Source organism: Streptomyces sp. NPDC087263 (genome assembly GCF_044744645.1).
Classification (GTDB): Bacteria; Actinomycetota; Actinomycetes; order Streptomycetales; family Streptomycetaceae; genus Streptomyces.
Map to the genome: position 1 here is coordinate 40,664 of NZ_JBIUYT010000011.1, position 25,247 is coordinate 65,910.

General features: G+C 69.8%; 23 protein-coding genes and 1 tRNA gene. 15 read left to right on the plus strand and 9 right to left on the minus strand.

Annotated elements, in window-relative coordinates; all coding sequences use genetic code 11:
- Window positions 1–8 precede the first annotated feature (8 nt).
- Entirely contained in the window at window positions 9–1,589 is a 1,581-nt protein-coding gene (locus ACIPC1_RS31390) for a purple acid phosphatase family protein (protein WP_402523066.1), read from the minus strand.
- A 164-nt stretch (window positions 1,590–1,753) separates the two neighbouring features.
- Here ACIPC1_RS31390 and ACIPC1_RS31395 point away from each other — a divergent pair, with 164 nt between their 5' ends.
- Together ACIPC1_RS31395 and glmS are read left to right on the plus strand one after the other, a co-directional pair.
- Window positions 1,754–2,011 carry a hypothetical protein gene (locus ACIPC1_RS31395; RefSeq protein ID WP_266461726.1) on the plus strand — a complete coding sequence of 86 codons (258 nt, stop codon included), beginning with the start codon at window positions 1,754–1,756 and terminating at the stop codon, window positions 2,009–2,011.
- Between the two features lie 27 nt (window positions 2,012–2,038).
- Window positions 2,039–3,856, plus strand: coding sequence for a glutamine--fructose-6-phosphate transaminase (isomerizing) (gene glmS / locus ACIPC1_RS31400; RefSeq protein ID WP_402523068.1), 1,818 nt, complete (start codon window positions 2,039–2,041; stop codon window positions 3,854–3,856).
- Window positions 3,857–4,305: 449 nt separating this feature from the next.
- Here glmS and ACIPC1_RS31405 read toward each other — a convergent pair whose 3' ends face one another.
- Complete coding sequence (locus tag ACIPC1_RS31405; RefSeq protein ID WP_365436699.1) at window positions 4,306–4,833, minus strand: universal stress protein; 528 nt, start codon at window positions 4,831–4,833, stop codon at window positions 4,306–4,308.
- A gap of 324 nt (window positions 4,834–5,157) precedes the next feature.
- On the opposite strand from ACIPC1_RS31405, the gene ACIPC1_RS31410 reads away from it, so the two are divergent.
- From ACIPC1_RS31410 to ACIPC1_RS31430, 5 genes are all read left to right on the plus strand, one after another.
- A complete protein-coding gene (locus ACIPC1_RS31410) occupies window positions 5,158–5,592 on the plus strand; it encodes a hypothetical protein (protein ID WP_402523072.1) in 435 nt (144 codons plus the stop codon).
- 377 nt (window positions 5,593–5,969) lie between these two features.
- Complete coding sequence (locus tag ACIPC1_RS31415; protein WP_402523074.1) at window positions 5,970–7,205, plus strand: helix-turn-helix domain-containing protein; 1,236 nt, start codon at window positions 5,970–5,972, stop codon at window positions 7,203–7,205.
- A gap of 115 nt (window positions 7,206–7,320) precedes the next feature.
- Window positions 7,321–7,923, plus strand: a complete 603-nt coding sequence (gene orn / locus ACIPC1_RS31420) for an oligoribonuclease (RefSeq protein ID WP_384373404.1) — start codon at window positions 7,321–7,323, stop codon at window positions 7,921–7,923.
- 136 nt (window positions 7,924–8,059) lie between these two features.
- Window positions 8,060–8,132 (plus strand) — tRNA-His (locus tag ACIPC1_RS31425).
- Between the two features lie 77 nt (window positions 8,133–8,209).
- Complete coding sequence (locus ACIPC1_RS31430; RefSeq protein WP_402523077.1) at window positions 8,210–8,725, plus strand: GNAT family N-acetyltransferase; 516 nt, start codon at window positions 8,210–8,212, stop codon at window positions 8,723–8,725.
- A 2-nt stretch (window positions 8,726–8,727) separates the two neighbouring features.
- On the opposite strand, the gene ACIPC1_RS31435 is transcribed toward ACIPC1_RS31430, so the two are convergent.
- Both ACIPC1_RS31435 and ACIPC1_RS31440 read right to left on the minus strand, forming a co-directional pair.
- Window positions 8,728–9,555, minus strand: a complete 828-nt coding sequence (locus ACIPC1_RS31435) for a serine/threonine protein kinase (protein ID WP_402523079.1) — start codon at window positions 9,553–9,555, stop codon at window positions 8,728–8,730.
- Window positions 9,556–9,647: 92 nt separating this feature from the next.
- Window positions 9,648–10,703 (minus strand): LacI family DNA-binding transcriptional regulator, encoded by a 1,056-nt coding sequence (locus ACIPC1_RS31440; protein ID WP_402523081.1) that lies wholly within the window; start codon window positions 10,701–10,703, stop codon window positions 9,648–9,650.
- A 386-nt stretch (window positions 10,704–11,089) separates the two neighbouring features.
- Between ACIPC1_RS31440 and ACIPC1_RS31445 the strand changes: the two genes are divergently transcribed.
- From ACIPC1_RS31445 to ACIPC1_RS31460, 4 genes are all read left to right on the plus strand, one after another.
- Window positions 11,090–12,409: an extracellular solute-binding protein gene (locus ACIPC1_RS31445; RefSeq protein ID WP_402523083.1), complete on the plus strand. Its 1,320-nt coding sequence runs from the start codon at window positions 11,090–11,092 to the stop codon at window positions 12,407–12,409.
- Between the two features lie 5 nt (window positions 12,410–12,414).
- Complete coding sequence (locus ACIPC1_RS31450; RefSeq protein ID WP_402523523.1) at window positions 12,415–13,431, plus strand: carbohydrate ABC transporter permease; 1,017 nt, start codon at window positions 12,415–12,417, stop codon at window positions 13,429–13,431.
- 35 nt (window positions 13,432–13,466) lie between these two features.
- Complete coding sequence (locus ACIPC1_RS31455) at window positions 13,467–14,372, plus strand: carbohydrate ABC transporter permease (protein ID WP_384375923.1); 906 nt, start codon at window positions 13,467–13,469, stop codon at window positions 14,370–14,372.
- 104 nt (window positions 14,373–14,476) lie between these two features.
- Window positions 14,477–15,904, plus strand: coding sequence for a GH1 family beta-glucosidase (locus ACIPC1_RS31460; protein ID WP_402523086.1), 1,428 nt, complete (start codon window positions 14,477–14,479; stop codon window positions 15,902–15,904).
- A gap of 88 nt (window positions 15,905–15,992) precedes the next feature.
- On the opposite strand, the gene ACIPC1_RS31465 is transcribed toward ACIPC1_RS31460, so the two are convergent.
- Window positions 15,993–16,460 carry a cupin domain-containing protein gene (locus tag ACIPC1_RS31465; protein ID WP_402523088.1) on the minus strand — a complete coding sequence of 156 codons (468 nt, stop codon included), beginning with the start codon at window positions 16,458–16,460 and terminating at the stop codon, window positions 15,993–15,995.
- A gap of 106 nt (window positions 16,461–16,566) precedes the next feature.
- Window positions 16,567–17,346 (minus strand): NAD(P)H-dependent oxidoreductase, encoded by a 780-nt coding sequence (locus tag ACIPC1_RS31470; RefSeq protein ID WP_402523090.1) that lies wholly within the window; start codon window positions 17,344–17,346, stop codon window positions 16,567–16,569.
- 153 nt (window positions 17,347–17,499) lie between these two features.
- Here ACIPC1_RS31470 and ACIPC1_RS31475 point away from each other — a divergent pair, with 153 nt between their 5' ends.
- Window positions 17,500–18,357, plus strand: coding sequence for a helix-turn-helix transcriptional regulator (locus tag ACIPC1_RS31475; protein WP_402523093.1), 858 nt, complete (start codon window positions 17,500–17,502; stop codon window positions 18,355–18,357).
- A gap of 192 nt (window positions 18,358–18,549) precedes the next feature.
- On the opposite strand, the gene ACIPC1_RS31480 is transcribed toward ACIPC1_RS31475, so the two are convergent.
- Window positions 18,550–20,022, minus strand: coding sequence for a cellulose binding domain-containing protein (locus ACIPC1_RS31480; protein WP_402523095.1), 1,473 nt, complete (start codon window positions 20,020–20,022; stop codon window positions 18,550–18,552).
- Between the two features lie 275 nt (window positions 20,023–20,297).
- Between ACIPC1_RS31480 and ACIPC1_RS31485 the strand changes: the two genes are divergently transcribed.
- Both ACIPC1_RS31485 and ACIPC1_RS31490 read left to right on the plus strand, forming a co-directional pair.
- Entirely contained in the window at window positions 20,298–21,005 is a 708-nt protein-coding gene (locus tag ACIPC1_RS31485) for a TetR/AcrR family transcriptional regulator (protein WP_402523098.1), read from the plus strand.
- 11 nt (window positions 21,006–21,016) lie between these two features.
- Window positions 21,017–22,171 (plus strand): FAD-dependent oxidoreductase, encoded by a 1,155-nt coding sequence (locus ACIPC1_RS31490; protein WP_402523101.1) that lies wholly within the window; start codon window positions 21,017–21,019, stop codon window positions 22,169–22,171.
- A gap of 292 nt (window positions 22,172–22,463) precedes the next feature.
- Here the strand turns inward: ACIPC1_RS31490 and ACIPC1_RS31495 are convergent, their stop codons facing one another.
- On the minus strand, window positions 22,464–23,840 hold the full coding sequence (locus ACIPC1_RS31495; RefSeq protein ID WP_402523103.1) for a sensor histidine kinase: 1,377 nt from the start codon (window positions 23,838–23,840) through the stop codon (window positions 22,464–22,466).
- 28 nt (window positions 23,841–23,868) lie between these two features.
- Window positions 23,869–24,558 carry a response regulator transcription factor gene (locus ACIPC1_RS31500; protein WP_402523105.1) on the minus strand — a complete coding sequence of 230 codons (690 nt, stop codon included), beginning with the start codon at window positions 24,556–24,558 and terminating at the stop codon, window positions 23,869–23,871.
- Window positions 24,559–24,722: 164 nt separating this feature from the next.
- Between ACIPC1_RS31500 and ACIPC1_RS31505 the strand changes: the two genes are divergently transcribed.
- On the plus strand, window positions 24,723–25,238 hold the full coding sequence (locus ACIPC1_RS31505; protein ID WP_402523108.1) for a hypothetical protein: 516 nt from the start codon (window positions 24,723–24,725) through the stop codon (window positions 25,236–25,238).
- Window positions 25,239–25,247 lie beyond the last annotated feature (9 nt).

Consider the following 25,247-nt stretch of genomic DNA (forward strand, 5'->3'; position numbering starts at 1 on the left):
AAAGGTGCCTACTTGACCCGGCGTGCCACCGTGAAGTTGTCGATCTCCGCGCCCGTCTCGGCGATGCCCCGCACCTTGAGCGTGGCGAGGTGGCCCTTCGCCGCCGGCGTCACATCCACGCGCAGGAACGAGTAGTTGACGTAGCGCACGCGGGACCAGGCGACCGTCTCGGCCACGTGGACGTTGCCCTTCTGGGCGACGAAGGAGGCCACGGACTCGACGTCCTTCACGTGGCCCTCGTAGGACTCGTCGGCGCTGAACGCGTACAGGCTGCGGCCCGCCGCGCCCGCGGTGGCGTACACCACGCCGTCGGTCTCCGGGTAGGCGGTGCCGCCGATCGGGAGCTTCTTGGTGACCTCGTTGCCCTTGATGACGTCGGTGCGCTCGTAGACGTGGTTGTGGCCGTTGATCACCAGGTCGACGGTGTACTTGTCGAAGAGCGGTACCCACTCCTGGCGTACGCCGCCCTCGGAGGCGTGGGAGGTCGAGGTGCAGTACGCGCAGTGGTGGAAGAAGACCACGATGAAGTCGATGCCCTGGGCGTCCCGGTACTTCTTGAGCTGGGCCTCCAGCCACTTGGTCTGGGTGCCGCCGGAGATACCGAGGTTGGCCGGGATCTCGAAGGAGATGTCGTTGGCGTCCAGCGAGATGACCGCCGTGTTGCCGTGCGTGAAGGAGTACACGCCGGGGAGGTTCTTCTTGTCGGGCCCGTTGTCCGGCAGCTGCCAGCGGGCCTCCTCGCCGCCGTAGCCGTTGGGCGAGTACCAGGCCTCCATGTCGTGGTTGCCGTACGCCACCATCCACGGCACCTGCTTGGCGACCGACTCGGTCTGCGCGAGGAACTGGTCCCAGACGCGCGAGTCGAAGCCGGTGTCGGTGGTCGAGCCCGCGCCGGTCGGGTCGGCGTAGCAGATGTCGCCCGCGTGCAGGTGGAAGGCCGGGTTCTGGGCCAGGATCAGGCTGTCGTTGGCGAGACCGTGATAGCTGACGCCCTGGTCACCGAAGGCCGTGAAGGTGAACGACTCCGACTTGGCGGGCGCGGTGGTGAAGGTGCCCAGGGTGCCCGCGAGGTGCGCGGACGCCGGGTCGAAGCCGTCGTGACCGACGCCGTAGTAGTACGTCTGGCCGGGGCGCAGGTGGGTGAGCTGTGCGTGCAGGTAGTACTGCGTGTGGTCGGCGCTCGCGCCGACACCGGTCGGGGTGTAGAGGCTGCGTACCTCGGCCCCGATCTTGCGTGAGAGGTCCCAGGGGTGGGCGCCGATCCGGATGTACGGCTTGCTGACGGCGGCCGGGACCTGCCAGGAGACCGTCATCTCGGTCTTCGGGTCGGCGCCGTAGGCGAGGTGACGGCCGAAGGGGGCGACGAGCGCCCCGTCGACCTTCTCGGTGCTGGTGCTGGTGCTGATGCTGGTGCTCTGCGTCGGTACAGCGGCCTGTGCGGTCGCACCCGGCACGAAGGCGCCGCCCGCGACGGCGCCCAGGGTCACGGCACCGCCTCTGATCATCGTGCGGCGGGAAAACTTGGCGCGGAGGTATTCGTGCTGCTCGGCCATGCTCATGCGCGCGGCAAGCTTCTCCGGTACGCCCATGCGAGGAGTGTCCATGGCTCAAAAAGGTGCTCTGGGCAGCCATCCTTACGCAGGACACAGCATGAACAGGCCCTAAACAGGATCCCATGAGAGTTTCAACAGTCACTTGCCCGATATCGGGCAGGATTCTTGCGAATGCCCTCGCCTTACCCCAGGATCGACGAGTGCACGACGAACTTGTTGATCATCTGACGCGCTCCTCGCCCCTCAACCGGGGCGAGGCGCTGCGTGTGGTCCAGGACGTGCTCGCCTACTTCGACGAGACGACCGAGGAGTACGTCCGTCGCCGCCACCGCGAACTCCAGGCGCAGGGCCTGGTGAACGCGTCGATCTTCGAGCGGATCGAGGCGGACCTGAAATACCGCGCGGTCGCGCCGCCGGAGCTCACGCTCAGGCAGCTGCGCCGCATCGTCTACGGCTAGATCATCTACGGCTAGGAAACGTCATCCATGTGCGGAATCGTCGGATACATCGGCAGGCGTGACGTCGCTCCCCTCCTCCTTGAGGGCCTCCAGCGACTGGAGTACCGCGGCTACGACTCGGCGGGCATCGTCGTCACGACGCCCAAGACGGGCGGCCTGAAGATGGTCAAGGCCAAGGGCCGGGTGCGCGATCTGGAGGCCAAGGTCCCCAAGCGCTTCGCCGGCACCACCGGTATCGCCCACACCCGCTGGGCCACCCACGGCGCCCCCTCCGATGTGAACGCCCACCCGCACCTGTCGTCCGACGGCAAGGTCGCCGTCGTCCACAACGGCATCATCGACAACGCCTCCGACCTGCGGAAGAAGCTGGAGGCCGACGGCGTCGAGTTCCTCTCCGAGACCGACACCGAGGTCCTCACCCACCTCATCGCCCGCTCCCAGCAGGAGAAGCTGGAGGACAAGGTCCGCGACGCGCTCCGCGTGATCGAGGGCACGTACGGCATCGCGGTCCTGCACGCCGACTTCCCCGAGCGCATCGTGGTGGCCCGCAACGGCTCCCCGGTCGTCCTCGGCATCGGCGAGAAGGAGATGTTCGTCGCCTCGGACATCGCCGCCCTGGTGACGCACACCCGGCAGATAGTGACCCTTGACGACGGCGAGATGGCCACCCTCAAGGCCGACGACTTCCGTACGTACACCACCGAGGGCACCCGTACGACGTCCGAGCCGACCACCGTGGAGTGGGAGGCCGCGTCGTACGACATGGGCGGCCACGACACGTACATGCACAAGGAGATCTTCGAGCAGGCCGAGGCCGTGGACCGCGTGCTGCGCGGCCGCATCGACGACCGCTTCTCCACCGTGCACCTCGGCGGCCTGAACCTGGACGCCCGCGAGGCGCGCCAGATCCGCCGGGTGAAGATCCTCGGCTGCGGCACCTCGTACCACGCCGGCATGATCGGCGCCCAGATGATCGAGGAGCTGGCCCGTATCCCCGCGGACGCCGAGCCGGCTTCGGAGTTCCGCTACCGCAACGCCGTGGTCGACCCCGACACGCTGTACGTCGCGGTCTCCCAGTCCGGTGAGACGTACGACGTCCTCGCCGCCGTCCAGGAGCTGAAGCGCAAGGGCGCGCGGGTCCTCGGCGTGGTGAACGTGGTGGGCAGCGCCATCGCCCGCGAGGCCGACGGCGGTATGTACGTGCACGCGGGACCCGAGGTCTGCGTCGTCTCGACCAAGTGCTTCACCAACACCACGGTCGCCTTCGCGCTGCTCGCGCTGCATCTGGGCCGCACCCGCGACCTGTCGGTGCGCGACGGCAAGCGGATCATCGAGGGCCTGCGCAGGCTGCCCGGCCAGATCACCGAGATCCTCGACCGTGAGGACGAGATCAAGAAGCTGGCCGAGCAGTACGCCGAGGCCCGCTCGATGCTCTTCATCGGCCGTGTCCGGGGCTACCCGGTGGCCCGTGAGGCCTCCCTGAAGCTCAAGGAGGTCTCGTACATCCACGCCGAGGCCTACCCGGCCTCCGAGCTGAAGCACGGCCCGCTGGCGCTCATCGAGCCTGCCCTGCCGACGGTCGCCATCGTCCCGAACGACGACCTCCTGGAGAAGAACCGCGCCGCCCTGGAGGAGATCAAGGCCCGCAGCGGCAGGATCCTCGCGGTCGCGCACCAGGAGCAGGAGAAGGCCGACCAGACGATCGTCGTCCCGAAGAACGAGGACGAACTGGACCCGATCCTCATGGGCATCCCCCTCCAACTCCTCGCCTACCACACGGCCTTGGCCCTGGGCCGGGACATCGACAAGCCGCGGAACCTGGCGAAGTCGGTGACGGTGGAGTAAATATCCACGAAGTCACCGAAGCGATAGCTGACGAACCCCCACGGCGAGCAACCACCTCCGCGGGAGTGGCGCCGGTTCCGGCGCAAGGAACGGGTCCCCGTGCATGCCACCAGCACACGGGGACCCATTCTTTTCAGGGGCCGGGGCCGCCCAATTGCCCCGGGCCCGCGCCGACTTCAGCCGGTGGCCGTCACCCGCCGGCCGGCGGCGCGTCGAGGAAGGGCGTCGTACCGGTGAGGGCGTCATGGTCCACGGCGGGCTCCCTTCGTGCATGTGCGGTGGTGCGGTGACCGATATATTCCCTTCACAAGCGCACAAACACCTCTACGCGCAAGTAGATCTGCACGGCTTCCCACCCAGCGGGGAACGGGAGTTGACCGGCCCCACGGCTCATCCCACCTGGGGCGACGGCGAGTTGCCGAACGGAAACGACAGGGTTTGCCCGGCGCTCAGGGGATGACGACGACCGGGCGCTGCGCACGCTTGGCGAGCCGGCCCGCGACCGAGCCGAAGATGCGCCCGACGATGCCGTGCGTGGAGCCGACGACGATCGCGTCCGCCTCGTACTCCCGCCCCACCTCTTCGAGTTCGTGGCAGATGTCGCCGCCGCGCTCGACAAGGATCCACGGGACTTCGGCCAGATACTCGGCGCAGGCGAGTTCGAGGCCGAGCAACTCGGTGCGGTGGTCCGGCACATCGACGAAGACCGGGGGCTCGCAGCCCGCCCACACCGTGGTGGGCAGCCGGTTGGCGACGTGGACGATGATCAGCCCGGAGCCGGAGCGGTGGGCCATGCCGATCGCGTAGGCGAGGGCGCGCTCGCTGGACGTCGAGCCGTCGAAGCCGACGACGACGCCGTGCTTGAAGGCGGGGTCGCAGGACTGGCGTAGTTCTTCCGCCGCCAGGGGCTCGGCCGCCGTGGGATCGGCGAGCGGGCGCTGGCGGTCCGCGGGATCGAAGTATTCGTGACCGGCCATGGGTATCTCGGCGTTTGGATCCTCGTGGTGGGACGACGACAACGTGCGGCAGAGCTGTGTCCGGGAATCATCTTCCCAACCCCATACCCCAAAGGGTACGGCGGCACGCCTCCTCTGCCCAGATCCCGCGTGCGCTACGCGGCGTTCATCGGAGCATGCATGAGGAGCCGCCCGTAACGCAATGGTTGCTGCCCCGTACAGGCGGTTTGCACAGGGTCCACCCAGGCATGCCGCACAGTGACCTGCCGGTCGGCCAGGCGTTGAACCTTTCGGACGCCGCCAGGGGGAGCAATGGAGCACCAGGTACGTACGAGGGAGCACACTGTGCCCGGACCCGAGACCTCGTCCCGCCCCACCCCCCGGGCGCATGCCGCGACACCCGCCGTCCCGGACACGGCGAGCGATGTGGTGCGTTGGGCGGCCTTCAGCTGTGTGTTGGTCCCGGTGGTTCTCGTCTGGTACGGCACCTCACTCGCCGGCGCGGCCGGTACCGCACTGGGCCTGGCGGCCGTGACCGCGGCCTGCCGGGCGCTGCTGCGTCAGTCCGAGCGGGGTGCGGCGCAACTGCTCGCCCAGGAGCGCACCCCGGCCCGCGGACGGCACGGCGGGCACGGAGTTGCGGCCTCCCGCGGAGCGACCGTCCCCAACGGAGTGCCGGCCTCCCGCGGAGCGCAGGGCGCGGGCGGCCCGCACGGCAGGTCTGGCGCGGGGGCGCACAGAGGCGGTCGGCACGGTGGGGGAAACAGGCCGGTCGACTGACCGGTTTACGCGCACGCGCCCGCTTCTTTTCAGCCAACTTCTGCGCATGGCTCGTTCCGTGGTCGAACGACCCCTCACCCCCCGTTCGACCTGCAATGAAAGGACCGTAGAGGGCTCGCGCACCCTACGTGGATTGGCCACTGGCACGAGGCGTACTTCCCTGCACGGCCCACGAGTGCAACGCTTCGTGATCGAATGCTTCACGCCAAGTTGCCTTGTCGACATTCTGTTGAGTATCGAACTGGTCACCTTGGCGCCACGGGACACAGTAGATTCGATCTTGACGTCTTACGGCGGGGGACTCGTGCAGGACCGAGGGGAAACGTGCAGGAGCGACACAACCGAGGAGCCGCGACCACCGAGGGGGGCTTAGCAGGATGAGCCACGACTCCACTGCCGCGCCGGAAGCCGCGGCCCGGAAACTTTCCGGGCGACGCCGCAAGGAGATCGTCGCGGTGCTGCTGTTCAGCGGCGGCCCCATCTTCGAGAGTTCCATACCGCTGTCGGTGTTCGGGATTGACCGCCAGGACGCCGGCGTACCGCGCTATCGCCTTTTGGTGAGCGCGGGCGAGGAAGGCCCGCTGCGGACCACAGGGGGCCTGGAACTCACCGCGCCACATGGCCTGGAAGCGATCTCGCGGGCAGGCACGGTGGTCGTGCCCGCCTGGCGGTCGATCACCTCGCCACCACCGGAGGAGGCACTCGACGCACTGCGCCGGGCGCACGAGGAGGGCGCCCGCATAGTCGGGCTGTGCACCGGCGCCTTCGTGCTGGCCGCGGCGGGCCTGCTGGACGGCCGTCCGGCGACCACCCACTGGATGTACGCGCCGACGCTCGCCAAGCGCTACCCGTCCGTCCACGTCGACCCACGAGAACTCTTCGTGGACGACGGAGACGTACTGACATCGGCGGGTACCGCGGCCGGAATCGACCTCTGTCTGCACATCGTGCGGACGGACCACGGCAACGAAGCGGCCGGCGCGCTGGCCCGTCGTCTGGTGGTCCCCCCGCGCCGCAGCGGCGGTCAGGAGCGCTACCTCGACCGGTCCTTGCCGGAGGAGATCGGCGCCGACCCCCTCGCGGAGGTCGTCGCCTGGGCGCTGGAGCATCTGCACGAGCAGTTCGACGTGGAGACGCTGGCGGCACGCGCGTACATGAGCCGGCGGACCTTCGACCGCCGTTTCCGGTCGCTCACCGGGAGCGCTCCCCTGCAATGGCTGATCACGCAGCGGGTGCTCCAGGCGCAGCGTCTTCTGGAGACGTCGGACTACTCGGTCGACGAGGTGGCGGGCCGTTGTGGCTTCCGTTCGCCGGTCGCGTTGCGGGGCCACTTCCGGCGCCAGCTCGGCTCGTCGCCGGCTGCGTACCGGGCCGCGTACCGGGCCCGTCGTCCGCAGTCCGCCGACCGGCAGTCGGACCCGGACGGCGGCGGTCCGGCGGGGCCGCCACCGGCCATCCACCAGGAGAGCTCGGTTCCGTCGCAGACCCGCCGTACGGCGGCTGCGGGCATCGTCGGTGCGTCGGCGTCCATGTCGATGGACGCGGGCAAGGTGGGCGCTGAGCTGTACGCGGCAGGGCGGGCGAGCCTTCCGGGGCCGCGCGGCGTCCAGTAACGCCCACCATTTCCACCATTCGCGCCGTTCTCCACGGGCGGGGGCCCTCGGGTCCCCGCCCGTGCCGCACGCACGGGCGGTTCACCCGGGCGTGGTGGGCCGTAGGGTGAGGCACATGAACGATCGCATGGTGTGGATCGACTGCGAGATGACCGGTCTCTCGCTGTCGGATGACGCGCTCATCGAGGTGGCCGCGCTGGTCACCGACTCTGAGCTGAACGTACTCGGTGAAGGCGTGGACATCGTGATCAAGCCGCCGGACAGGGCGCTGGAGACGATGCCGGACGTGGTGCGCGCCATGCACACGAAGTCCGGCCTCCTCACCGAGCTGGCCGCGGGTACGACCCTGGCGGACGCCGAGGCACAGGTCCTCGCCTACGTACGTGAGCACGTCAAGGAACCGGGCAAGGCGCCGCTGTGCGGAAACTCGGTGGGCACGGACCGGGGGTTCATCCTCCGTGACATGCCGACCCTGGAGGAGTACCTCCACTACCGCATCGTGGACGTCTCCTCCGTCAAGGAACTGGCCCGCCGCTGGTATCCCCGCGCGTACTTCAACAGCCCGGACAAGAACGGCAACCACCGCGCCCTGGCGGACATCCGCGAGTCCATCGCCGAGCTCCGCTACTACCGCGAGGCGGTCTTCGTCCCGCAGCCCGGCCCCGACTCGGAGACCGCCCGCGCCATCGCCGCGAAGCACGTCCTGCCCGTCGAGTAGAGCCGGCCAGGCCCTTTCGGAACCGGACAGACCTTTGTCGGGGCCCTGATGGGCCCCCACAAAAGCCGGGCGCGAGCACCCCTTCGGACCCTGTACACTTTTTCTCGGCCGGTCGGAAAAACCCAGACCGGACATGGTGGGTGTAGCTCAGCTGGTAGAGCACCTGGTTGTGGTCCAGGATGCCGCGGGTTCAAGTCCCGTCACTCACCCTGAATGATCAAGGCCCGACCTGGAAACAGGCCGGGCCTTGTTGGTGTTCACCCCGACTTCGCCATGGACATCCCCCATGCCCGAGCCCTCCACCTCCGCCCCGATCATCCACACCGCCCGCCTGGACGCCCTCCCCCTACGCATCGAGCACGCCGAGGAGATGGCCCAGGTCCTGGCCGATCCGGCGCTGCACGCCTTCATCGGCGGTAGGCCCGCCACCCCCGACGCGCTGCGCTCGCGCTACGAACGGCTCGTCGCGGGCTCCCCGGACCCCGCTGTCACCTGGTGGAACTGGGTGCTCCGGCGCCGGGAGGACGGATGCCTGGTGGGGACGGTCCAGGCGACGGTCACGGGAGACGTCGCTGAGATCGCCTGGGTGCTGGGGACGCCCTGGCAGGGGCGTGGCTTCGCCGTCGAAGCGGCGCGGGGGCTGGTCGACCGGCTCGGGCGGCAGCCCCGTATCCGCGTGGTCGTCGCCCACATCCACCCCGGTCACCGGGCCTCCGCGGCCGTCGCCGGCGCGGCAGGGCTGACGCCGACCGACCGCTGCGAGGACGGCGAGGTCCGGTGGGAGCTGGCGCTGCGGCCGTAACCTCACGCGCCCCGGGGTGTGGTGACGGCGCGCCAGGCGTCGGCGAAGGTGTGGACGTTCTCGAAGCGGGCGTCGGGGTCGGCTTCGGTGGCGAGTTCGATGACCGCCAGCTGCTGGGGTGTGCCTCGCCAGGCGCGTTCCTCGTCACCGGCGTCGAGGAGGAGCCGGGCGGCGCGGCCCAGGGTGAAGACGGTCGTACGGGTGTCGATCACGGCCCCGCGTACGAACTCCTCGGGCGCCATGAACCGCCGGGAGCCCGGCAGTCGGTCCTCCTCCAGCACGAAGGGGCCCGGCCGGTACTCGTCGAGGTCGACCAGGTGGGTCACGTCGCCCGCGAAGTCGTAGAGCAGCGCGCCGTCGTAGAAGTCGACCGCGATCTGGCCGGCGGACTCGACCGCGAGGTGCGCGTCGAGGACCCGGTCGAAGGCGCGGAGGACGCGGTCGGTCGGCAGGGCGCGGAAGCGGGCCATCGGGCCGGCCGGGTTCGTACGGTCCTGCGGGCCGCCGAGAGTGGGGTGATACAGCACCTCGCCGTCCCGCCAGGGCATCACCGCCGCCCAGCTCTGCCGTACGGCGATCCGGTGGACCTGCGGCACGATCGCCCGGTGCCGCACCGTCCGGTGGAACGCCCAGCCGCGCTCCAGGGACCGCCGCGCGTCGTCGGTGATCGCCTCTTTCACGAACCAGCGTGCTCCGTCGAGCAGTTGCACCCCGTACGACACGCACCCCGAGTCCTGCTCGCGGTACGCCTTGAACACCTCTCCCACCCGGCCCAGATAGGGCTCCACGGCAGGCACTTCGTCGACTCCGAGCAGGGGATGCAGAACCATGGCGTCAGCCTGCCTCACCGAACCGCGCCCGCGCTGCTCTTCGGCGACGGCGAAGGCGAAGGGGACGGCAACCGGCCCAGTCAGGGGCGGCGTCACCCAGACGCCCGGACCACCAGTTCCGTGGGGAGGACGACCTGTCGTTTCTCCAGTTCCCGGGAGACCGCCGGGCGGCGGTCCGCGATCTCGTCGAGGAGGAGGTCGATCATCGCGCGGCCCATCAGTTCGATGGGCTGGCGCACGCTGGTGAGCGGGGGGTCCATGTGACGGGCGATGGCGGAGTCGTCGTAGCCGACGAGGGCCACGTCATCCGGTATACGGCGGCCCTGCTCGCGCAGGACCTGGCGGGCGCCGGCGGCCATGACGTCGGAGCCGGCGAAGACCGCGTCGAGGGACGGGCAGCGGGCGAGGAGCTCCGCCATCGCTCGGCGGCCGCCCTCCTCGGTGAAGTCGCCGGGGACGATCAATCGGTCGTCGGGCTCCCGGCCGGCCTCGCGCAGGCCCTCGCGGTAGCCGTCGACGCGGCGCTGGGCGCCGTAGACGTCCAGCCGGCCGGCGAGGTGGACTATCGTGCGGCGGCCCTGGGCGATCAGGTGCTCGACGGCCGCGCGGCTCCCGCCGTAGTTGTCCGAGTCGACGGACGGCAGGATCTCCTCCGCCGAGCGGCGGCCGCTGATCACCGCCGGGATCTCCAGCTGGGAGAGGAGATCGGGGAGCGGGTCGTCCGCGTGCACCGAGACCAGGAGGACGCCGTCCACCCGGTGTGCGGCCAGGTAATGGGCCAGGCGTTGGCGCTCGCGGTCACTGCCCGCGAAGATCAGCAGGAGCTGCATCTCGGTGTCGGACAGCGCCGCTCCGACCCCCCGCAGCATGTCCGAGAAGTACGGCTCCGCGAAGAAGCGGGTCTCGGGCTCGGGGACGACGAGGGCGATCGCGTCGGTGCGGTTGGCCGCGAGGGCACGGGCCGCCGTGTTGGGGACGTAGCCGAGCTCCGCGACCGCTGCCTCGACGGCCGCGCGGGTCGCGTCGCTGACCCGTGGGGAGCCGTTGATCACCCGGGACACCGTCCCGCGGCCCACCCCGGCCCGCACGGCGACCTCCTCAAGGGTCGGCCGCCCACCGCTCCGGCCCCGCGCTCGGTGGCCTGCCATCGTCGTCGCCTCCCGTCACACCGCGGATCACTCCGCGACTGGCCTGGAATCTAACAGCCCTGTTCATGAACCCGGGCCCCGCACAGGTGTCGCCCGTACCGGAGGCCCCCGGTGACGGACTGAAAAACCCCCGGCCTCAGCCGATTTCGTACCGTCTCCCGCAGTTGGCTAACAGCCCGATAACTGAAGGCAGTTCTCCGCGTCCGCTCCCTTGACACCCCTGCGCGAACCGACGACTCTTCAACACATCACTTGTGGGAGCGCTCCCACGGTACCTGACACATACACATCCCGCACGTTCCCCGCCCGAGCCGCAGCGTGCAAAAAACGGGCCCAACAATGCAGTTGGCCGGGGGGTCGGCACGTCAGGGCAACAGGAGGACGCAATGCGAGCACGTACAGGAGCCGCCCGCAGGGTGGTGGTCCTCGCGACGATAGCGTCGCTCGGCACCGGGCTGCTGGCCGGATGTGCCGACGACGGCACGGACGAGGGCTCCAACTCGTCGGCAGGCGGTGGCGGCGGCAAGACCAAGATCACGCTCGGCCTCTTCGGCACCGCGGGCTTCGAGGAATCCGGCCTGTACAAGGAGTACGAGAAGCTCCACCCGGACATCGACATCCAGCAGACCGTAGTGGAGCGCAACGAGAACTACTACCCCGCGCTCATCAACCACCTCACCACCGGCAGTGGCCTCCAGGACATCCAGATGGTCGAAGTCGGCAACATCGCCGAGATCGTCGAGACCCAGGCGTCCAAGCTGCTCGACCTGTCGAAGTACGGCAAGGAGAGCGACTACCTCGACTGGAAGTGGAAGCAGGCCACCACCAAGGACGGGCAGACGATCGGGGTCGGCACCGACATCGGTCCGATGGCGATCTGCTACCGCAAGGACCTGTTCGAGGCGGCCGGCCTGCCCAGCGAACGCGAGGCGGTCGGCAAGCTGTGGACGGGCAGCTGGGACAAGTTCGTGGACGTCGGCAAGCAGTACCAGGCGAAGGCACCCAAGGGCACCACCTTCCTGGACTCCCCCGGCGGTCTGCTCCAGGCGATCCTCAGCGGTGAGACCGAGCGGTTCTACGACTCCGCGGGCGAGGTCATCTACAAGACGAACCCGGCCGTGAAGTCGGCGTTCGACCTCACCGCGCAGGCCGCCGAGGACGGACTGATCGGCAACCAGACGCAGTTCCAGCCCGCCTGGGACACGACGATCGCCAACAGCAAGTTCGCCGCGATGTCCTGCCCGCCGTGGATGCTCGGCTACATCAAGGGCAAGTCGAAGCCCGACGCGGCCGGCAAGTGGGAGATCGCCCAGGCGCCCAAGGCCGGCAACTGGGGCGGCTCCTTCCTCGCCGTGCCCAAGGCCGGCAAGAACACCGAGGAGGCCGCGAAGCTGGCCGCCTGGCTGACGGCGCCCGAGCAGCAGGCCAAGCTGTTCGCCGTGCAGGGCAGCTTCCCGAGCACCCCGGCGGCGTACGACTCGGCCGCGGTGAAGGACGCGAAGAACGACATGACGGGTACCGCGCCGCTCGGCACGATCTTCGCCGAGGCCGCCAAGAACATCCCGGTCCAGACGATCGGCCCGAAGGACCAGATCATCCAGCAGGGGCTGACCGACAACGGCGTGGTCCTGGTGACCCAGGGCAAGTCTTCCGAAGAGGCCTGGAACAACGCCGTGAAGACCATCGACAACAACCTGGAGAAGTGACCGGTATGGCCGCCCGGCACGACATCGCCGCGCCCCCCGAGCAGGAGGGGGGCGCGGCCCCGGCCGACCGGACCCCGTCAACCACGCCCGCGGAGGCGGACGTTCGGCGCCGGGCCCGGCTCTCCCGCCGTTGGCAGCGGGACATGCGCTGGAGCCCGTACGCCTTCGTCTCCCCGTTCTTCCTGCTCTTCCTCGCCTTCGGCCTCTTCCCGCTGATCTACACCGGCTGGGCCTCGCTGCACACGGTGGAGCTGACGGCGCCCACCGACATGGACTGGGTGGGCCTGCGCAACTACACGCGGATCTTCGACGACGACTTCTTCTGGAACGCGGCGAAGAACACCCTGACCATCGGGATCATCTCCACCGTCCCGCAGCTGATGATGGCGATGGGTCTCGCCCACATCCTCAACTACAAGCTGCGCGGCTCGACTTTCTACCGGGTCGCGATGCTCGCGCCGTACGCCACCTCGATCGCCGCGGCCTCGCTCGTCTTCGTGCTGCTCTTCGGCCGCGACTACGGGATGATCAACTGGGCGCTGAACGCTGTCGGGTTCGACCACATCGACTGGCAGAACGACAAGTGGCCCTCACAGATAGCCGTTTCGTCGATCATCATCTGGCGCTGGACCGGCTACAACGCGCTGATCTATCTGGCGGCGATGCAGGCCATCCCGCAGGACCTGTACGAGTCGGCGGCCCTGGACGGCGCCTCGCGCTGGAAGCAGTTCCTGCACGTCACCCTGCCGTCGCTGCGTCCGACGATCCTGTTCACCGTGGTCGTCTCGACGATCGGTGCCAGCCAGGTCTTCGGCGAGCCGCTCCTCTTCGACGCCAACAAGGGCGCATCGGGCGGCGCCCAGCACCAGTTCCAGACGCTCGGCCTCTATCTGTACGAGCAGGGCTGGGTGAACCAGCACCTGGGCCGGGCCTCCGCCATCGCCTGGACCATGTTCTTGATCCTCATCGTGATCGGGATCGTCAACTACGTCATCTCGCGCCGGCTGCGCGCCAGTAGCTGAGCCGGCAGGTAAGCCAGCAGACAGGAGAACCGGCCGTGACGACGACCCTGACGCCTCCGTCCGACCCCGCAACGGAACCGCCCAAGCGCGTCCGGCGCCCCAAGTCCGCGCGCGCGGGCGGGCAGTTGCACGGCGGCCCGATCGCATACGCCGTACTCGTGCTGTTCACCCTCGGCTCGCTCTTCCCGCTGGTGTGGACGGCGATCGCCGCCTCGCGCGACAACAACCGGCTGGCGCAGACACCGCCGCCGTTCTGGTTCGGCTCAGGCCTGTTCGACAAGCTCGAACTCGCCTGGAAGGACGCCAATCTGGGCGAGGCGATGCTCAACACCACGATCGTGGCCGGGATTTCGGCGGTCACCGTCGTCGTGCTGTCCACGATCGCCGGGTTCGCCTTCGCCAAGCTGCGCTTCAGGGGCCGTAACGCCATGATGCTGATCATCATCGGCACCATGATGATCCCGCCCCAACTCAGCGTGATACCGCTCTACATGATGGTCGCCAAGCTCGACTGGACCGACCAGCTCCAGGCGGTGATCTTTCCGTCCCTGGTGAGCGCCTTCGGCGTCTTCTTCATGCGGCAGTACCTGATCCAGGCGCTGCCGAACGAGCTGATCGAGGCGGCCCGGGTGGACGGCGCGAGCAGCTGGCGGGTGATCTGGCACGTGGTGTTCCCGGCCGCGCGCCCCGCGATGGCCGTCCTCGGCATGCTCATCTTCGTCCAGACGTGGAACGACTTCCTGTGGCCGTTCCTGGTGCTGACCCAGATGGGCAACCCGACCGTGCAGGTCGCGGTCGCCGGCCTCGGCCGCGGCTTCACCCCCGACCAGTCCCTGATCATGGCGGGCGCGCTGCTCGGCACACTGCCGCTGCTGCTCGTCTTCGCGCTCTTCGGCAAGCAGATCGTGGGCGGCATCATGCAGGGCGCCGTCAAGGGATGACACCCTGGTGGGGCCGAGCCACCGCTGTCTCGGCCCCTTTCCCACCCAACTCCCTCTCCCCCCTCTTACTGTCGGTCTCCACGACCTCCTATGGGAGCGCTTCCATGCCTGAGCCTGTGACGCCCGTGACCTTTCCTCCCGCCTTCCTCTGGGGCGCGGCGACCTCCGCGTACCAGATCGAGGGGGCGGTACGGGAGGACGGCCGCACGCCCTCGATCTGGGACACCTTCAGCCATACGCCGGGCAGGACAGCGGGCGGCGACACCGGTGACGTGGCCGTCGACCACTACCACCGCTACCGCGACGACGTGGCCCTGATGGCGGACCTGGGCCTGACCGCGTACCGTTTCTCGGTCTCCTGGCCCCGGGTGCAGCCGACGGGCCGCGGCCCCGCGGTCCAGCGCGGCCTGGACTTCTACCGCCGCCTGGTGGACGAGCTGCTGGCACACGGCATCAAGCCGGCCGTCACCCTCTACCACTGGGACCTCCCGCAGGAACTGGAGGACGCGGGCGGCTGGCCCGCGCGCGACACCGCGCTGCGATTCGCCGAGTACGCGCAGATCGTGGGCGACGCCCTGGGCGACCGCGTGGAGCAGTGGACCACCCTCAACGAGCCCTGGTGCAGCGCCTTTCTGGGGTACGGCTCCGGGGTACACGCGCCCGGCCGCACCGACCCGGCGGCGGCCCTGAAAGCCGCGCATCACCTGAACCTCGCGCACGGTCTGGGCACTTCGGCCCTGCGCGCCGTGATGCCCCACCGCAACACGATTGCGGTGAGCCTCAACTCCTCGGTCGTCAGGCCGGTTTCACAGGACCCGGCGGACCGGTCGGCGGCACGCCGCATCGACGACCTCGCCAACGGGGTCTTCCACGGGCCGATCCTGCACGGCGCGTACCCGCAGGGTCTGCTCGCGTCGACGGCGTCCGTCACTGACTGGTCGTACGTCCTGGACGGCGATCTCGCCCTGATCAAACAGCCGTTGGACGCGCTCGGCCTCAACTACTACACCCCGACGCTGGTTTCGGCCGCACCGACCGTGCCGGACGGCCCGCGAGCGGACGGCCATGGCGCGAGTGCGCACTCCCCCTGGCCGGGCGCGGACGACGTCGCCTTCCACCAGACCCCGGGCGAGCGTACGGGGATGGGCTGGACGATCGACCCGACGGGCCTGTACGACCTGATCACGCGGTACGCCCGCGAGGCCCCCGGCTTGCCCCTCTACATCACCGAGAACGGCGCCGCCTACGACGACAAGCCGGACCCCGAGGGCCGCGTCCACGACCCCGAGCGGATCGCCTACCTGCACGGCCACCTGTCGGCCGTACGCCGCGCCATCACCGACGGCGCCGACGTCCGCGGCTACTACCTCTGGTCCCTGCTGGACAACTTCGAGTGGGCGTACGGCTACGGGAAGCGCTTCGGGGCGGTGTACGTGGACTACGCGACGCTGACGCGCACGCCGAAGTCGAGTGCCCGGTGGTACGGGGAGGCGGCGCGGACGGGAGTGCTGCCGGGGGTGGCCGTCGAGTAGGCCACCGCCTGGAGAGAGCCGGGGGGACGGGGCGCGGCACGGTGAGGGGAGTGCCGCGCCCTGTGGCTTTTGAGTGCGCGTCGAGGGGTCAGCGCGGTGGGCCCACGATGACGTGGCCGTACGCGTCGGCCGCTTCCGCCAGGAGGTCGGGGGAGACCCGGAAACCGTCGGGCCGGGGTGTCGCCAGGTCGCGTCCCGCGTGCCGGAACATGCCCTCGATGCCGGCGGGGGTGCAGATCATCAGCAGATCGGCGGTGTCGGAGGTGATCCGGTAGCCGTGCGGGACGTTCTTGGGCAGGAAGACGATGCCTCCTTCGGACAGTTCCATCTCCTGGCCGTCGCACCACACCAGCGCGCTGCCTTTGAGCATCATGAAGACCTCGTCCTCACGGGTGTGCATGTGGTACGGCGGCGCTTCGCCCTTGCCGACGGTGAACCGTCCGACGGTCAACTGCCCGTCGGTGGCCGCGCCGTCCAGGAGTACGGCTAAGACGCCGCCGTCGAGCCATTCGAGCTTCTGTTGCTGATCGGGCTGTGCGAGGTACGCCATGCTCATGGCGAATTCCCTTCGAGGTGAGGCCGGCCAGGGATGACCGGAGCCGGCCCCTGCATTCTCCTTGCACGACCCCCACTTGCCCCCTCATCGTGTCCGTCGCCGGAGGTCAGCCGCGCACGTGCAGCCCGAAACCCGTGCGACCCGCGGGCTCCAGTCCCTCCTTGAGGTGCAGCGAGGGGATCTCGTAGTCACCGAAGTTCTGTCGCCGGAACGCGATCGGCTCGGTCGACTCCAGGGTGAGCAGGCGCTGTTCCCAGGCCTTGGCGACGTCCGGGTAGTCCTCGCCGGTAAGCCGGTCGGCGCCGTACAGCACGAACGGCGGCAGCACCTCCATGCCCGGGAAGTAGAAGATGCCGTGGTGGATCGGGAACAGCAGATCGTCGATGGGGCCGTTGATCCCGCGAGCGGCGTAGTGCGACTCCGGGCCGCCGGTGGTCACCGACAGCAGAGCCTTCCTGCCCGCGAGGGTGCCTTCGCCGAAGCGCTCGCCGTACTTGGTGTCGCTGTGCTCGCCGACGCCGTAGGCGAAGTGGTAGGTGAACACCCGGTCCACCCAGCCTTTGAGGATCGCGGGCATCGTGTACCACCACAACGGGAACTGGAAGATGATCGTGTCGGCCCACAGCAGCTTCTCCTGCTCGGCGCGGACGTCCGCGGTGAGCGTCCCGGCGTCGAAGGCCCGGCCCGAGTCCGGAGCGACCTTCAGCGGACTTGAGGCGTCGGGGCCGTAGTCCGCGGCGTCCACGACCGCCTTCCAGTTCATCGCGTACAGATCGCTCACCCGTACCTCGTGCCCGGCGGTCTGCAACGTCGACACCGCGAGGTCCTTCAGCGAGCCGTTGAGCGACGTCGGCTCCGGGTGGGCGTAGACGATCAGCGTCTTCATGGGAACTCCTTCGGATCGGGTGCCTTCGATACTGGGCGCCGCGGCGCCCGGCGTTCAGGGGCGCTTCTTCCGTAGGACCGGACTTCCTGGTATCGGACTTCCTGGTAATGGCAGGACCACCTTCACGGGCACCACCGCGGCCATACTGAGGACATGGACGATCTCGCGGGCTTCCTGCGGACCCGGCGTTCCCGGGTCGACCCGGCGGCCGTCGGCATCCCCACCGACAGCCGGCGCCGGGTCGAAGGGCTGCGCCGCGAAGAGGTCGCGCACCTGTCCGGAGTCAGCGTCGACTACTACGTACGTCTGGAGCAGGGCCGCGCGACCCAGCCCTCCGAGCAGGTCCTCGACGCGCTCGCCCGCGTCCTCGGCCTCGACGAGACCGAACGCGACCACCTCTGCCGGCTCACCCAGCAGCGCCGCCGCCCCGCGAAGGCGCCGACCGGGCGGGTCCGGCCGGAGCTGCTGCGCGTCCTCGACCTGGTCACCGACGCACCCGCGCTGATCATGGACCACCGCCTGAACGTGCTCGCCGGGAACCGTCTCGCCTGGCTCCTCTACGGCCGGCCGATACCGGGCCTGAACACCGCCCGGCACATCTTCCTCGAGGAGGCCGAGCGCGGCCTCTACGCGGACTGGGAGAACTGCACCCTCGACGTGGTCGGACACCTGCGTCTGGCCGCCGGCAAGTACCCCGAGGATCCCCGGCTGGCCTCGCTCATCGGCGAGTTGGCGATGGGCAGCGAGCGCTTCCGCCGGCTGTGGGCCCGTGCGGACGTGCGCGCCCGCACCCACGGACGCAAGGCGTACCGGCACCCGCTGGTCGGCCTGCTGGAACTGCACCAGGAGAACTTCACGCTACCGGACGAGTCGGACATGGAGCTGCTGGTCCTGTCCGCGGCCCCCGGCAGCCCCGCCGAGGACGGGCTGCGCCTGCTCGCGGGCCTGGGTGCGGACATCGCGGACATCGCTGACGCGCATCCCCCAGCGAACGCTCCGTTCCGCGAGTAACTCGACGGCACCCACCCACCGCCGTGCACACCCACGTCCGCACGTCCGCACGTCCCCACGTCCCTACGTCCCCACGTCCCCACGGACACGCTGTGGTCCCACGCGTCCCGGCCGGATGGGGGAAGTGCCGGCCGGGACGCGTACCCCCGTGCAGAGGGGGCTGGAGGGGGCGCGTACCCCGTACAGAGGGGGCTAGTTGAAGGCGCTGATGGCCTTCGCGAACGCGTTCGCGTCCTGGACGATCGAGCTACAGGTCGCGTCGGCGGAGTTCTTCGCGCCGCCGGGGCACTGCTTGTCGCGGGTGACGGACCACATGGAGAGCCAGCCGATGCCCTTGGACTTGGCGAAGGCGACCAGTTGGGTGGCGTCCTCGACCTTGAAGATCTCCGTCGCCACGTCGTTGACGCCGAGCATCGGGGTGATCGCGACCGCCTTCCAGGCCGCGCTGTCGGAGAGCCCGAGGACGCTCTTGACCTGGGCCTGCGTCGCGGTCGCGGCCTGCTCGGCGTACGTACCCATGTCGCCGCTGTACGCGGGCCCGTAGTCCATCGCCATGATGTTGACGGTGTCGATGGAGACGCCGTTCGCCTTGGCGTTGGACAGCAGGTTCACGCCGTCCTGGGTGAGGCCCTCGGGCATCACCGGCAGCGTGAACGACACGTCCAGCGACGGGTGTTGCTGCTGGAGCTTCGCGATGGCCTTCGCGCGGATCGTGTTCGCCGCCGTGTTCGGCAGCGCGCCGCCCTCCACGTCGAAGTCGACCTTCGTGAGGTCGTAGGCGTCCACGACCTTGTTGTACGCCGTCACCAGCGCGTCGGCCGAGGAGCAGGCCGTGGCCAGTTCCGAGCCGGAGGCGCCGCCGAACGAGACGCGGACGTCGCCGCCCTTCGCCCGCAGGGCGCCGATCTGCGCCGCGACCGCGTCACTCGCCAGGTCCGTCACACCGCCCCACTTGGGCGTGCAGCCGCCGCCGTCCGTGATGAAGGCGAGGTTGTACTGCTTCACACCGGTGGCTGTGGCGCCGGCGACCAGGTCGAAGGCGGGGTAGAGGGAGGTGTCGACGTAGGGAGCGAAACCGGCGCTCGCGGTGGTGCCGCCGCTGGAGGTCTCGGAGGGGGTGGGAGTGGCGGTCGCCGTCGGGGTCGAGGGCGGCGTCGGGGTAGCGGTCGGCGAGGGGCTGGAGCTCGGCGTCGCCGATTCCGTCGGGCGGCCGCTCGGTTCCGGTGTCGCGCCGTCGTCCACCGAACACTTGGCGCCGTCGATGAGACAGCCCGTCGGGTTCGCGGTGCCGTTCACGACGAACCCCACGGTGACGGACTCACCGGCCACCAGGCCGTCCTTGTCCCAGGCCGGCGGCTTCACCGTGACGTGCTGCCCGCTCACCGCGGACTCGGCGTTCCACAGCGAGCTCAGCGTGGCGCCGGACGGCAGGTCGAACTCCAGCGTCCAGTCCCCCTTCACCTGGCCGGTGCCGTTCGTGATGACGTACTGCCCGGTGTAGCCGGTCGACCAGTCACTGGTCTTGGTGTACGCGGCTCCGACGTCGGCCGCCTGCGCGGTCCCGGAGAACAGGAGGGCGCCACCGCCGACCACGGCCGCGGCGACCACGCCGCCTATCGCCTTGTTCCTGCCACTGACCTTGCGCCGGTGCTGCGTACTGCTCATCGCGTGTGCCTGCCTTCGCGGTTTAACGGTTTCACGGGGAGTGGGTGCGGCAGCACGCTAGCGATCCGGATTCGGGCAAACCGCTTCATCCGGACGGAGGTTGGCGATCTTAGGGTGCGCTTAAGGAAGGCATCGGGGACGGTTAAAGGTCGAGACCAATTTCCGCCCGCGCGGAGCCGCGAACTGAACCCCGCGCGGAGCTGCCGATGGAGCCGCGAACGAACATGTTCGTCCAGAACTTGTTCGTAGCGAACATGTTCGTTACCCTGGAGGACATGGCAGCTCACCACCCCGATACACCGAGCAGTCGCGGCCGCAGTCGCCGCGAGCGCCCGGCCAAACCGGCCCTGACACGGGACGGCATCGTCGCCGCCGCCGTCGAGATCACGCGCGCCGAGGGCCTGCAGAAGGTCACCATGCGGCGGCTGGCGCAGGAGCTGGACACCGGCCCGGCCTCGCTGTACGTGTACGTCCGCAACACCGCGGAGCTGCATGCCGCCGTACTGGACGCGCTCCTGGGAACCGTCGAGTCACCCCCGGCCGACCAGGGCGACTGGCGCGAGCGTCTGGAGAAGGTCCTCACCTCCTACACCGGGGTGCTGTTCGAGTACCGGGGCCTCGCCCAGTCCGCTCTGGTGGCCCGCCCCAGCGGAGAGCACTACCTGAACCTCGTCGAGAGGCTGCTGACCCTGCTGGACGAGGGCGGCGTGCCGCCCGGACAGGCGGCCTGGGGCGTGGACCTGCTGCTACAGGTCGCGACCGCGACCGCGGCCGAGCATGCCGTCCAGGACCGGGCCGCCGGAGCCCAGGACGACTGGGACGCCCTCGCCCACGCCCTTCAGAACGCTTCCGGCGACACCCACCCGCGCATCGCCTCGCTCGCCGACGAGCTCCTGGCAGGCACCCCGAAAGCACGTATGACCTGGGGCTTCCAGATGTTGATCAACGGCATCCTGCACACCCCCACGCCCACCTCGACCTAAGGAGCACGACCATGACCACGACCACAGCCACGCCTCCTCACCACCCCGTAGCCGTGATCGGCGCCGGGCTCGGCGGCCTCACCCTCGCCCGCGTCCTGCACGTCCACGGCATCGAGGCCGCCCTCTTCGACCTGGACGCCTCACCGACCGCCCGCGCGCAGGGCGGCATGCTCGACATCCACCAGGAATCCGGTCAGGCCGCACTGCGCGCCGCCGGCCTCCACGACGATTTCCGCGCCCTCGTCCACCCCGGCGGCGAGGCCATGCGCGTCCTCGACCAGCACTCCGTCGTCCGTATGAAGCAGGACGACGAGGGCGACGGCGACCGCCCCGAGGTCGAGCGCGGCAAGTTGCGTGACCTCCTGCTCGGCTCGCTGCCCGAAGGCACGATCCGCTGGGACGCGAAGGTCACCGGGGCGCGCCCGCTCGGCGGAGGCCGCCACGAGGTGACCCTCGCCGACGGTTCCGTCTTCACCACCGACCTGCTGATCGGCGCCGACGGAGCCTGGTCCCGGATCCGTCCGCTGGTCTCCGACGCCACCCCTGTCTACTCCGGCCTGTCCTTCGTCGAGGCGGACCTGCTCGACGCCGACACCCGTCACCCCGACAGTGCCGGCGTCGTCGGCGGCGGTATGTTCATGGCCCTCGGCGCGGGCAAGGGCTTCCTGGCCCACCGCGAGCCCGACGGCAGCCTGCACATCTACACCGCGCTCAAGGTGCCCGAGGAGTGGATCGACGGCATCGACTTCACCGACACCGGCCTGGCCAAGGCTGCCGTCCTCGATCAATTCGCCGGCTGGGACGAGAGCCTGCGGGCGCTGGTCGCCGACGCCGACGGTGCGCTGGTCCCCCGCCGGATCCACGCCCTGCCCGTCGGCCACCGCTGGGACCGCGTCCCCGGCGTCACCCTGCTCGGCGACGCCGCCCACGTCATGTCACCCTTCGCCGGCGAGGGCGCCAACCTCGCCATGCTGGACGGAGCCGAACTCGGCGCCGCCCTCGCCGCACACCCCGGCGACACCGAAGCCGCCCTCGCCGCCTACGAGCAGGCGCTGTTCCCCCGCAGCGAGACCTCCGCGGCCGAGTCCGCCGAGAACCTGATCATCTGCTTCCGCGACGACGCCCCTCAGGGCCTGCTCGACCTCTTCGCCGGCTACCAGGCCTAGGCGGAAGCCCAGATGTAAGGCCAGGCGGGAGCCCAGGTGCACGGCCCGGCGTGAGCCCCCAGCGGGGCCTAGGCGAAAGTCCAGGCCCAAGCCCAGGCCGAAGCGCAGGCGGAGGCGGAGTTCCAGCCGCAGCCGAAGGCCCAAGCCCAGGCACAAGCCTCCAGACCCAGACCGGAACCCAAGTCCAGGCACAAGCCTCCAGCCCACACCGGAGCCCAGGCACAGGCACAGGCAGACTGACCCGCGCGGCCGCCTCGGTCGACCCGGTCCCCTCGGTCGGCCCGAACAACCGTCAGCCCACACCCACCCCGCGCCGCCGACGCCGTACGGACCCCCCATGCCCGCGCCGGACCGGCGCGCGCCCGTCCAGCTGGATCCAGATCCGCACCTCCGTCCCCCCGAGCACGGACGAACCGATCCGCACATCCCCGCCCGTCGACTCCGCGAGCCGGCGCACGATGTCGAGGCCGAGCCCCGTCGAGCCGTCGCTCCCGGACCCGCGCCCGCGTGCCATCGCCGCCTCCGGGTCCCTGATCCCGAGACCCGCATCCGACACCAGCACGATCACGGCGTCCTCGCTGTTGTGTACGTCGACCGCGAAGGCGGTGCCCTCCGGGGTGTGCCGGAAGACGTTGCCGAGCAGCGCGTCGAGGCAGGCCACGAGCTCGGCGCGGGCGACGGGTATGCGTACCGGACGGTCCACGCCCGCGACCCGCACCTTGCGGCCCTCGTCCTCCGCGAGCGCCGACCAGAAGTCCATCCGCTCGCGCACGACCTCGGACGCGTCGCACCCGGCGACGACGCCTATCGCGGCGGTCTGCGGCTTGGCCTCCCGGGCCGTCCGGATGATCGTGTCGACCTCGCGCTCCAACTGTGCGACGGCCGCCCGGGTCTGCTCGGCGGCCGGTCCGTCGCCCAGCGAGGCCGTGTTGAGCCGCAGCACGGTCAGCGGGGTGCGTAGCCGGTGCGAGAGGTCGGCCGCCAACTCCCTTTCGTTGGCGAGCAGTTGTACGACCTGATCGGCCATCGAGTTGAACGCGACCGCCGCGAGGCGCAGTTCGGTGGGCCCCTCCTCGGGCACCCGCGCCCCCAGTTTGCCCTCGCCCAACTCGTGCGCGCCCTTGGCCAGTCGCTGCGCGGGCTGCACCATCCGCACGCCAAGACGGTCGGCCACCGCGACCGAGCCGACGATGAGCGCGACGCCGACCGCGGCGAGTACCGCCCAGGCCGGGCCGATGCCGTTGCCGACCTCGGACTCGGGGACGTAGACCTCGACGACGGCGATCTTGCCGGAGCTCAGCGCGACGGGCTGGAGCAGGGTGGAGCCGCCGGGGACCTCGGTGGTGGAGGCGCGGCCCAGCTTCCGGGTCGTGGTGATGTCCTCGTCGGCGGCGCGCTGCCTGCCGATCTCGACCGCGGCCGCGCCGTCGGCGGCAGGTATGTGCACGGCGATGCCCTGGTTCGAACCCGCGGAGGCGACGACCCGCTCCAACTGGTCCCGGTCGGTGGTGATGGAGAGCGCGGGCGCGATCGCCGCGGCCTCCCGCTCGGCGTTCGAGAACGCCCGGTCCCTGGCCATCTCCTTGATGACAAGGCCGAAAGGCACCGCGAAGGCCACCACGACCATCGTGGTCACCGCCACGCACACCTTGACCAGCGCCCACCTCATGACGCCCACCCCCCGACCGAGATCCGGCTCATAGCGGCGGCTCCAGCTTCACGCCGACACCCCGCAGGGTGTGCAGATAGCGCGGTCTGGCCGCCGTCTCGCCCAACTTCCTTCGCAGCCAGGACAGATGGACGTCAATGGTCTGATCGTCCCCGTACGTCTGCTGCCACACCTCGGCGAGCAGTTCCCTGCGTGCCACGACGACGCCGGGCCGCCCGGCCAGGAAGGCGAGCAGGTCGAACTCACGCCGGGTGAGATCCAGCCGTACGCCGTCCAGTTCGGCCTGGCGGCGCAGCGGGTCGATGGCGAGTCCGCCGACCCGGATGACCGACGACGGGGGCACGTCCCCCGCGGGCACCCGGGTGCGGCGCAGGACGGCCGCCATCCGCGCCGACAGGTGCTCGACCGAGAACGGCTTGGTCAGATAGTCGTCGGCGCCGTCGTTCAACAGCCGGACGATCTCCGCCTCGTCGTCCCGTGCGGTGGCGATGATCACCGGGACGTCGGTGATTCCGCGCAGCATCTTCAGCGCCTCGGCCCCGTCCAGATCGGGCAGACCGAGGTCGAGGATCACGACGTCGAAGGAGAAATGGGCGACCTCGCGCAGCGCCTCAAGGGCGGTGCCGACGCTGCGCACGGTGTGCGCGGCATCGGTCAGATGCCGGATGAGGGCTGAGCGTACGAACTGGTCGTCCTCGACCACGAGCACACTTGCCATGGGCAGGACCGTACGCCATCGGGGCGAGCCGCTCCGGTGCCTGTGGATAACTCGGTACGAGTCCGCACGAGCCGGTTGTGGACAAGGCGACCAGGGCCCAGCGGCGCCCGAAGTCTGAGAGACCCCTGGGACGTGTGAGGCGGTCGTGAGGCAGTATGGCCGCGATGCGCAGAGGACTCGTACACGTACTCGCTTGGTCGCTCGCCACGGGCGCGGCGGTCGCACTGTCGTGGTGGGGTGTCCACTCGGTGATGACGGGGACGGTGTACGACCCGCCGCGCGCCCTGCCCATCACGGCGGGTGACGCGACGCCGCCGGAGGCGAAGCCGCTCGCCACCTCGGCGGAAGGGGCCGAGCCGTCGAACAGCCCGTCGAGCAAGGCGCCGCAGAGCCCTGAGCCGACTCCGACCTCCTCGAGGACTCTGGGCGCAAGCCCCTCGGCGTCCTCGTCCGGTACCTCGTCCGCCCAGGTCAAGAGTTACGACACCGAAGGCGGCCGGGCGGTCTTCGCGCTCGGCAAGGCGTCCGCGACGCTCGTCTCGGCTACCCCGGGTTCGGGCTGGTCGATGCAGGTGTGGAAGACGGAGACGTGGATCCGGGTGGAGTTCAGCTCGGGGGTGGACCGGCTGACGGTGTTCTGCACGTGGCATGACAGCGCGCCGCAGGTACAGGTGTACTGAGCGTCGACG

What these genes read in the sequence shown, in the direction of transcription:
- ACIPC1_RS31490 (WP_402523101.1), top strand. Translation starts at nt 21,017, where the DNA reads ATGACCACGACCACAGCCACGCCTCCTCACCACCCCGTAGCCGTGATC.
- ACIPC1_RS31495 (WP_402523103.1), bottom strand. Translation starts at nt 23,840, where the DNA reads ATGAGGTGGGCGCTGGTCAAGGTGTGCGTGGCGGTGACCACGATGGTC.
- ACIPC1_RS31415 (WP_402523074.1), top strand. Translation starts at nt 5,970, where the DNA reads ATGAGCCACGACTCCACTGCCGCGCCGGAAGCCGCGGCCCGGAAACTT.
- ACIPC1_RS31405 (WP_365436699.1), bottom strand. Translation starts at nt 4,833, where the DNA reads ATGGCCGGTCACGAATACTTCGATCCCGCGGACCGCCAGCGCCCGCTC.
- ACIPC1_RS31435 (WP_402523079.1), bottom strand. Translation starts at nt 9,555, where the DNA reads ATGGTTCTGCATCCCCTGCTCGGAGTCGACGAAGTGCCTGCCGTGGAG.
- ACIPC1_RS31440 (WP_402523081.1), bottom strand. Translation starts at nt 10,703, where the DNA reads ATGGCAGGCCACCGAGCGCGGGGCCGGAGCGGTGGGCGGCCGACCCTT.
- ACIPC1_RS31430 (WP_402523077.1), top strand. Translation starts at nt 8,210, where the DNA reads ATGCCCGAGCCCTCCACCTCCGCCCCGATCATCCACACCGCCCGCCTG.
- ACIPC1_RS31470 (WP_402523090.1), bottom strand. Translation starts at nt 17,346, where the DNA reads ATGAAGACGCTGATCGTCTACGCCCACCCGGAGCCGACGTCGCTCAAC.
- ACIPC1_RS31390 (WP_402523066.1), bottom strand. Translation starts at nt 1,589, where the DNA reads ATGGGCGTACCGGAGAAGCTTGCCGCGCGCATGAGCATGGCCGAGCAG.
- ACIPC1_RS31465 (WP_402523088.1), bottom strand. Translation starts at nt 16,460, where the DNA reads ATGAGCATGGCGTACCTCGCACAGCCCGATCAGCAACAGAAGCTCGAA.
- ACIPC1_RS31500 (WP_402523105.1), bottom strand. Translation starts at nt 24,558, where the DNA reads ATGGCAAGTGTGCTCGTGGTCGAGGACGACCAGTTCGTACGCTCAGCC.
- ACIPC1_RS31460 (WP_402523086.1), top strand. Translation starts at nt 14,477, where the DNA reads ATGCCTGAGCCTGTGACGCCCGTGACCTTTCCTCCCGCCTTCCTCTGG.
- ACIPC1_RS31445 (WP_402523083.1), top strand. Translation starts at nt 11,090, where the DNA reads ATGCGAGCACGTACAGGAGCCGCCCGCAGGGTGGTGGTCCTCGCGACG.
- glmS (WP_402523068.1), top strand. Translation starts at nt 2,039, where the DNA reads ATGTGCGGAATCGTCGGATACATCGGCAGGCGTGACGTCGCTCCCCTC.
- ACIPC1_RS31475 (WP_402523093.1), top strand. Translation starts at nt 17,500, where the DNA reads ATGGACGATCTCGCGGGCTTCCTGCGGACCCGGCGTTCCCGGGTCGAC.
- ACIPC1_RS31505 (WP_402523108.1), top strand. Translation starts at nt 24,723, where the DNA reads ATGCGCAGAGGACTCGTACACGTACTCGCTTGGTCGCTCGCCACGGGC.
- ACIPC1_RS31485 (WP_402523098.1), top strand. Translation starts at nt 20,298, where the DNA reads ATGGCAGCTCACCACCCCGATACACCGAGCAGTCGCGGCCGCAGTCGC.
- orn (WP_384373404.1), top strand. Translation starts at nt 7,321, where the DNA reads ATGAACGATCGCATGGTGTGGATCGACTGCGAGATGACCGGTCTCTCG.
- ACIPC1_RS31450 (WP_402523523.1), top strand. Translation starts at nt 12,415, where the DNA reads ATGGCCGCCCGGCACGACATCGCCGCGCCCCCCGAGCAGGAGGGGGGC.
- ACIPC1_RS31480 (WP_402523095.1), bottom strand. Translation starts at nt 20,022, where the DNA reads ATGAGCAGTACGCAGCACCGGCGCAAGGTCAGTGGCAGGAACAAGGCG.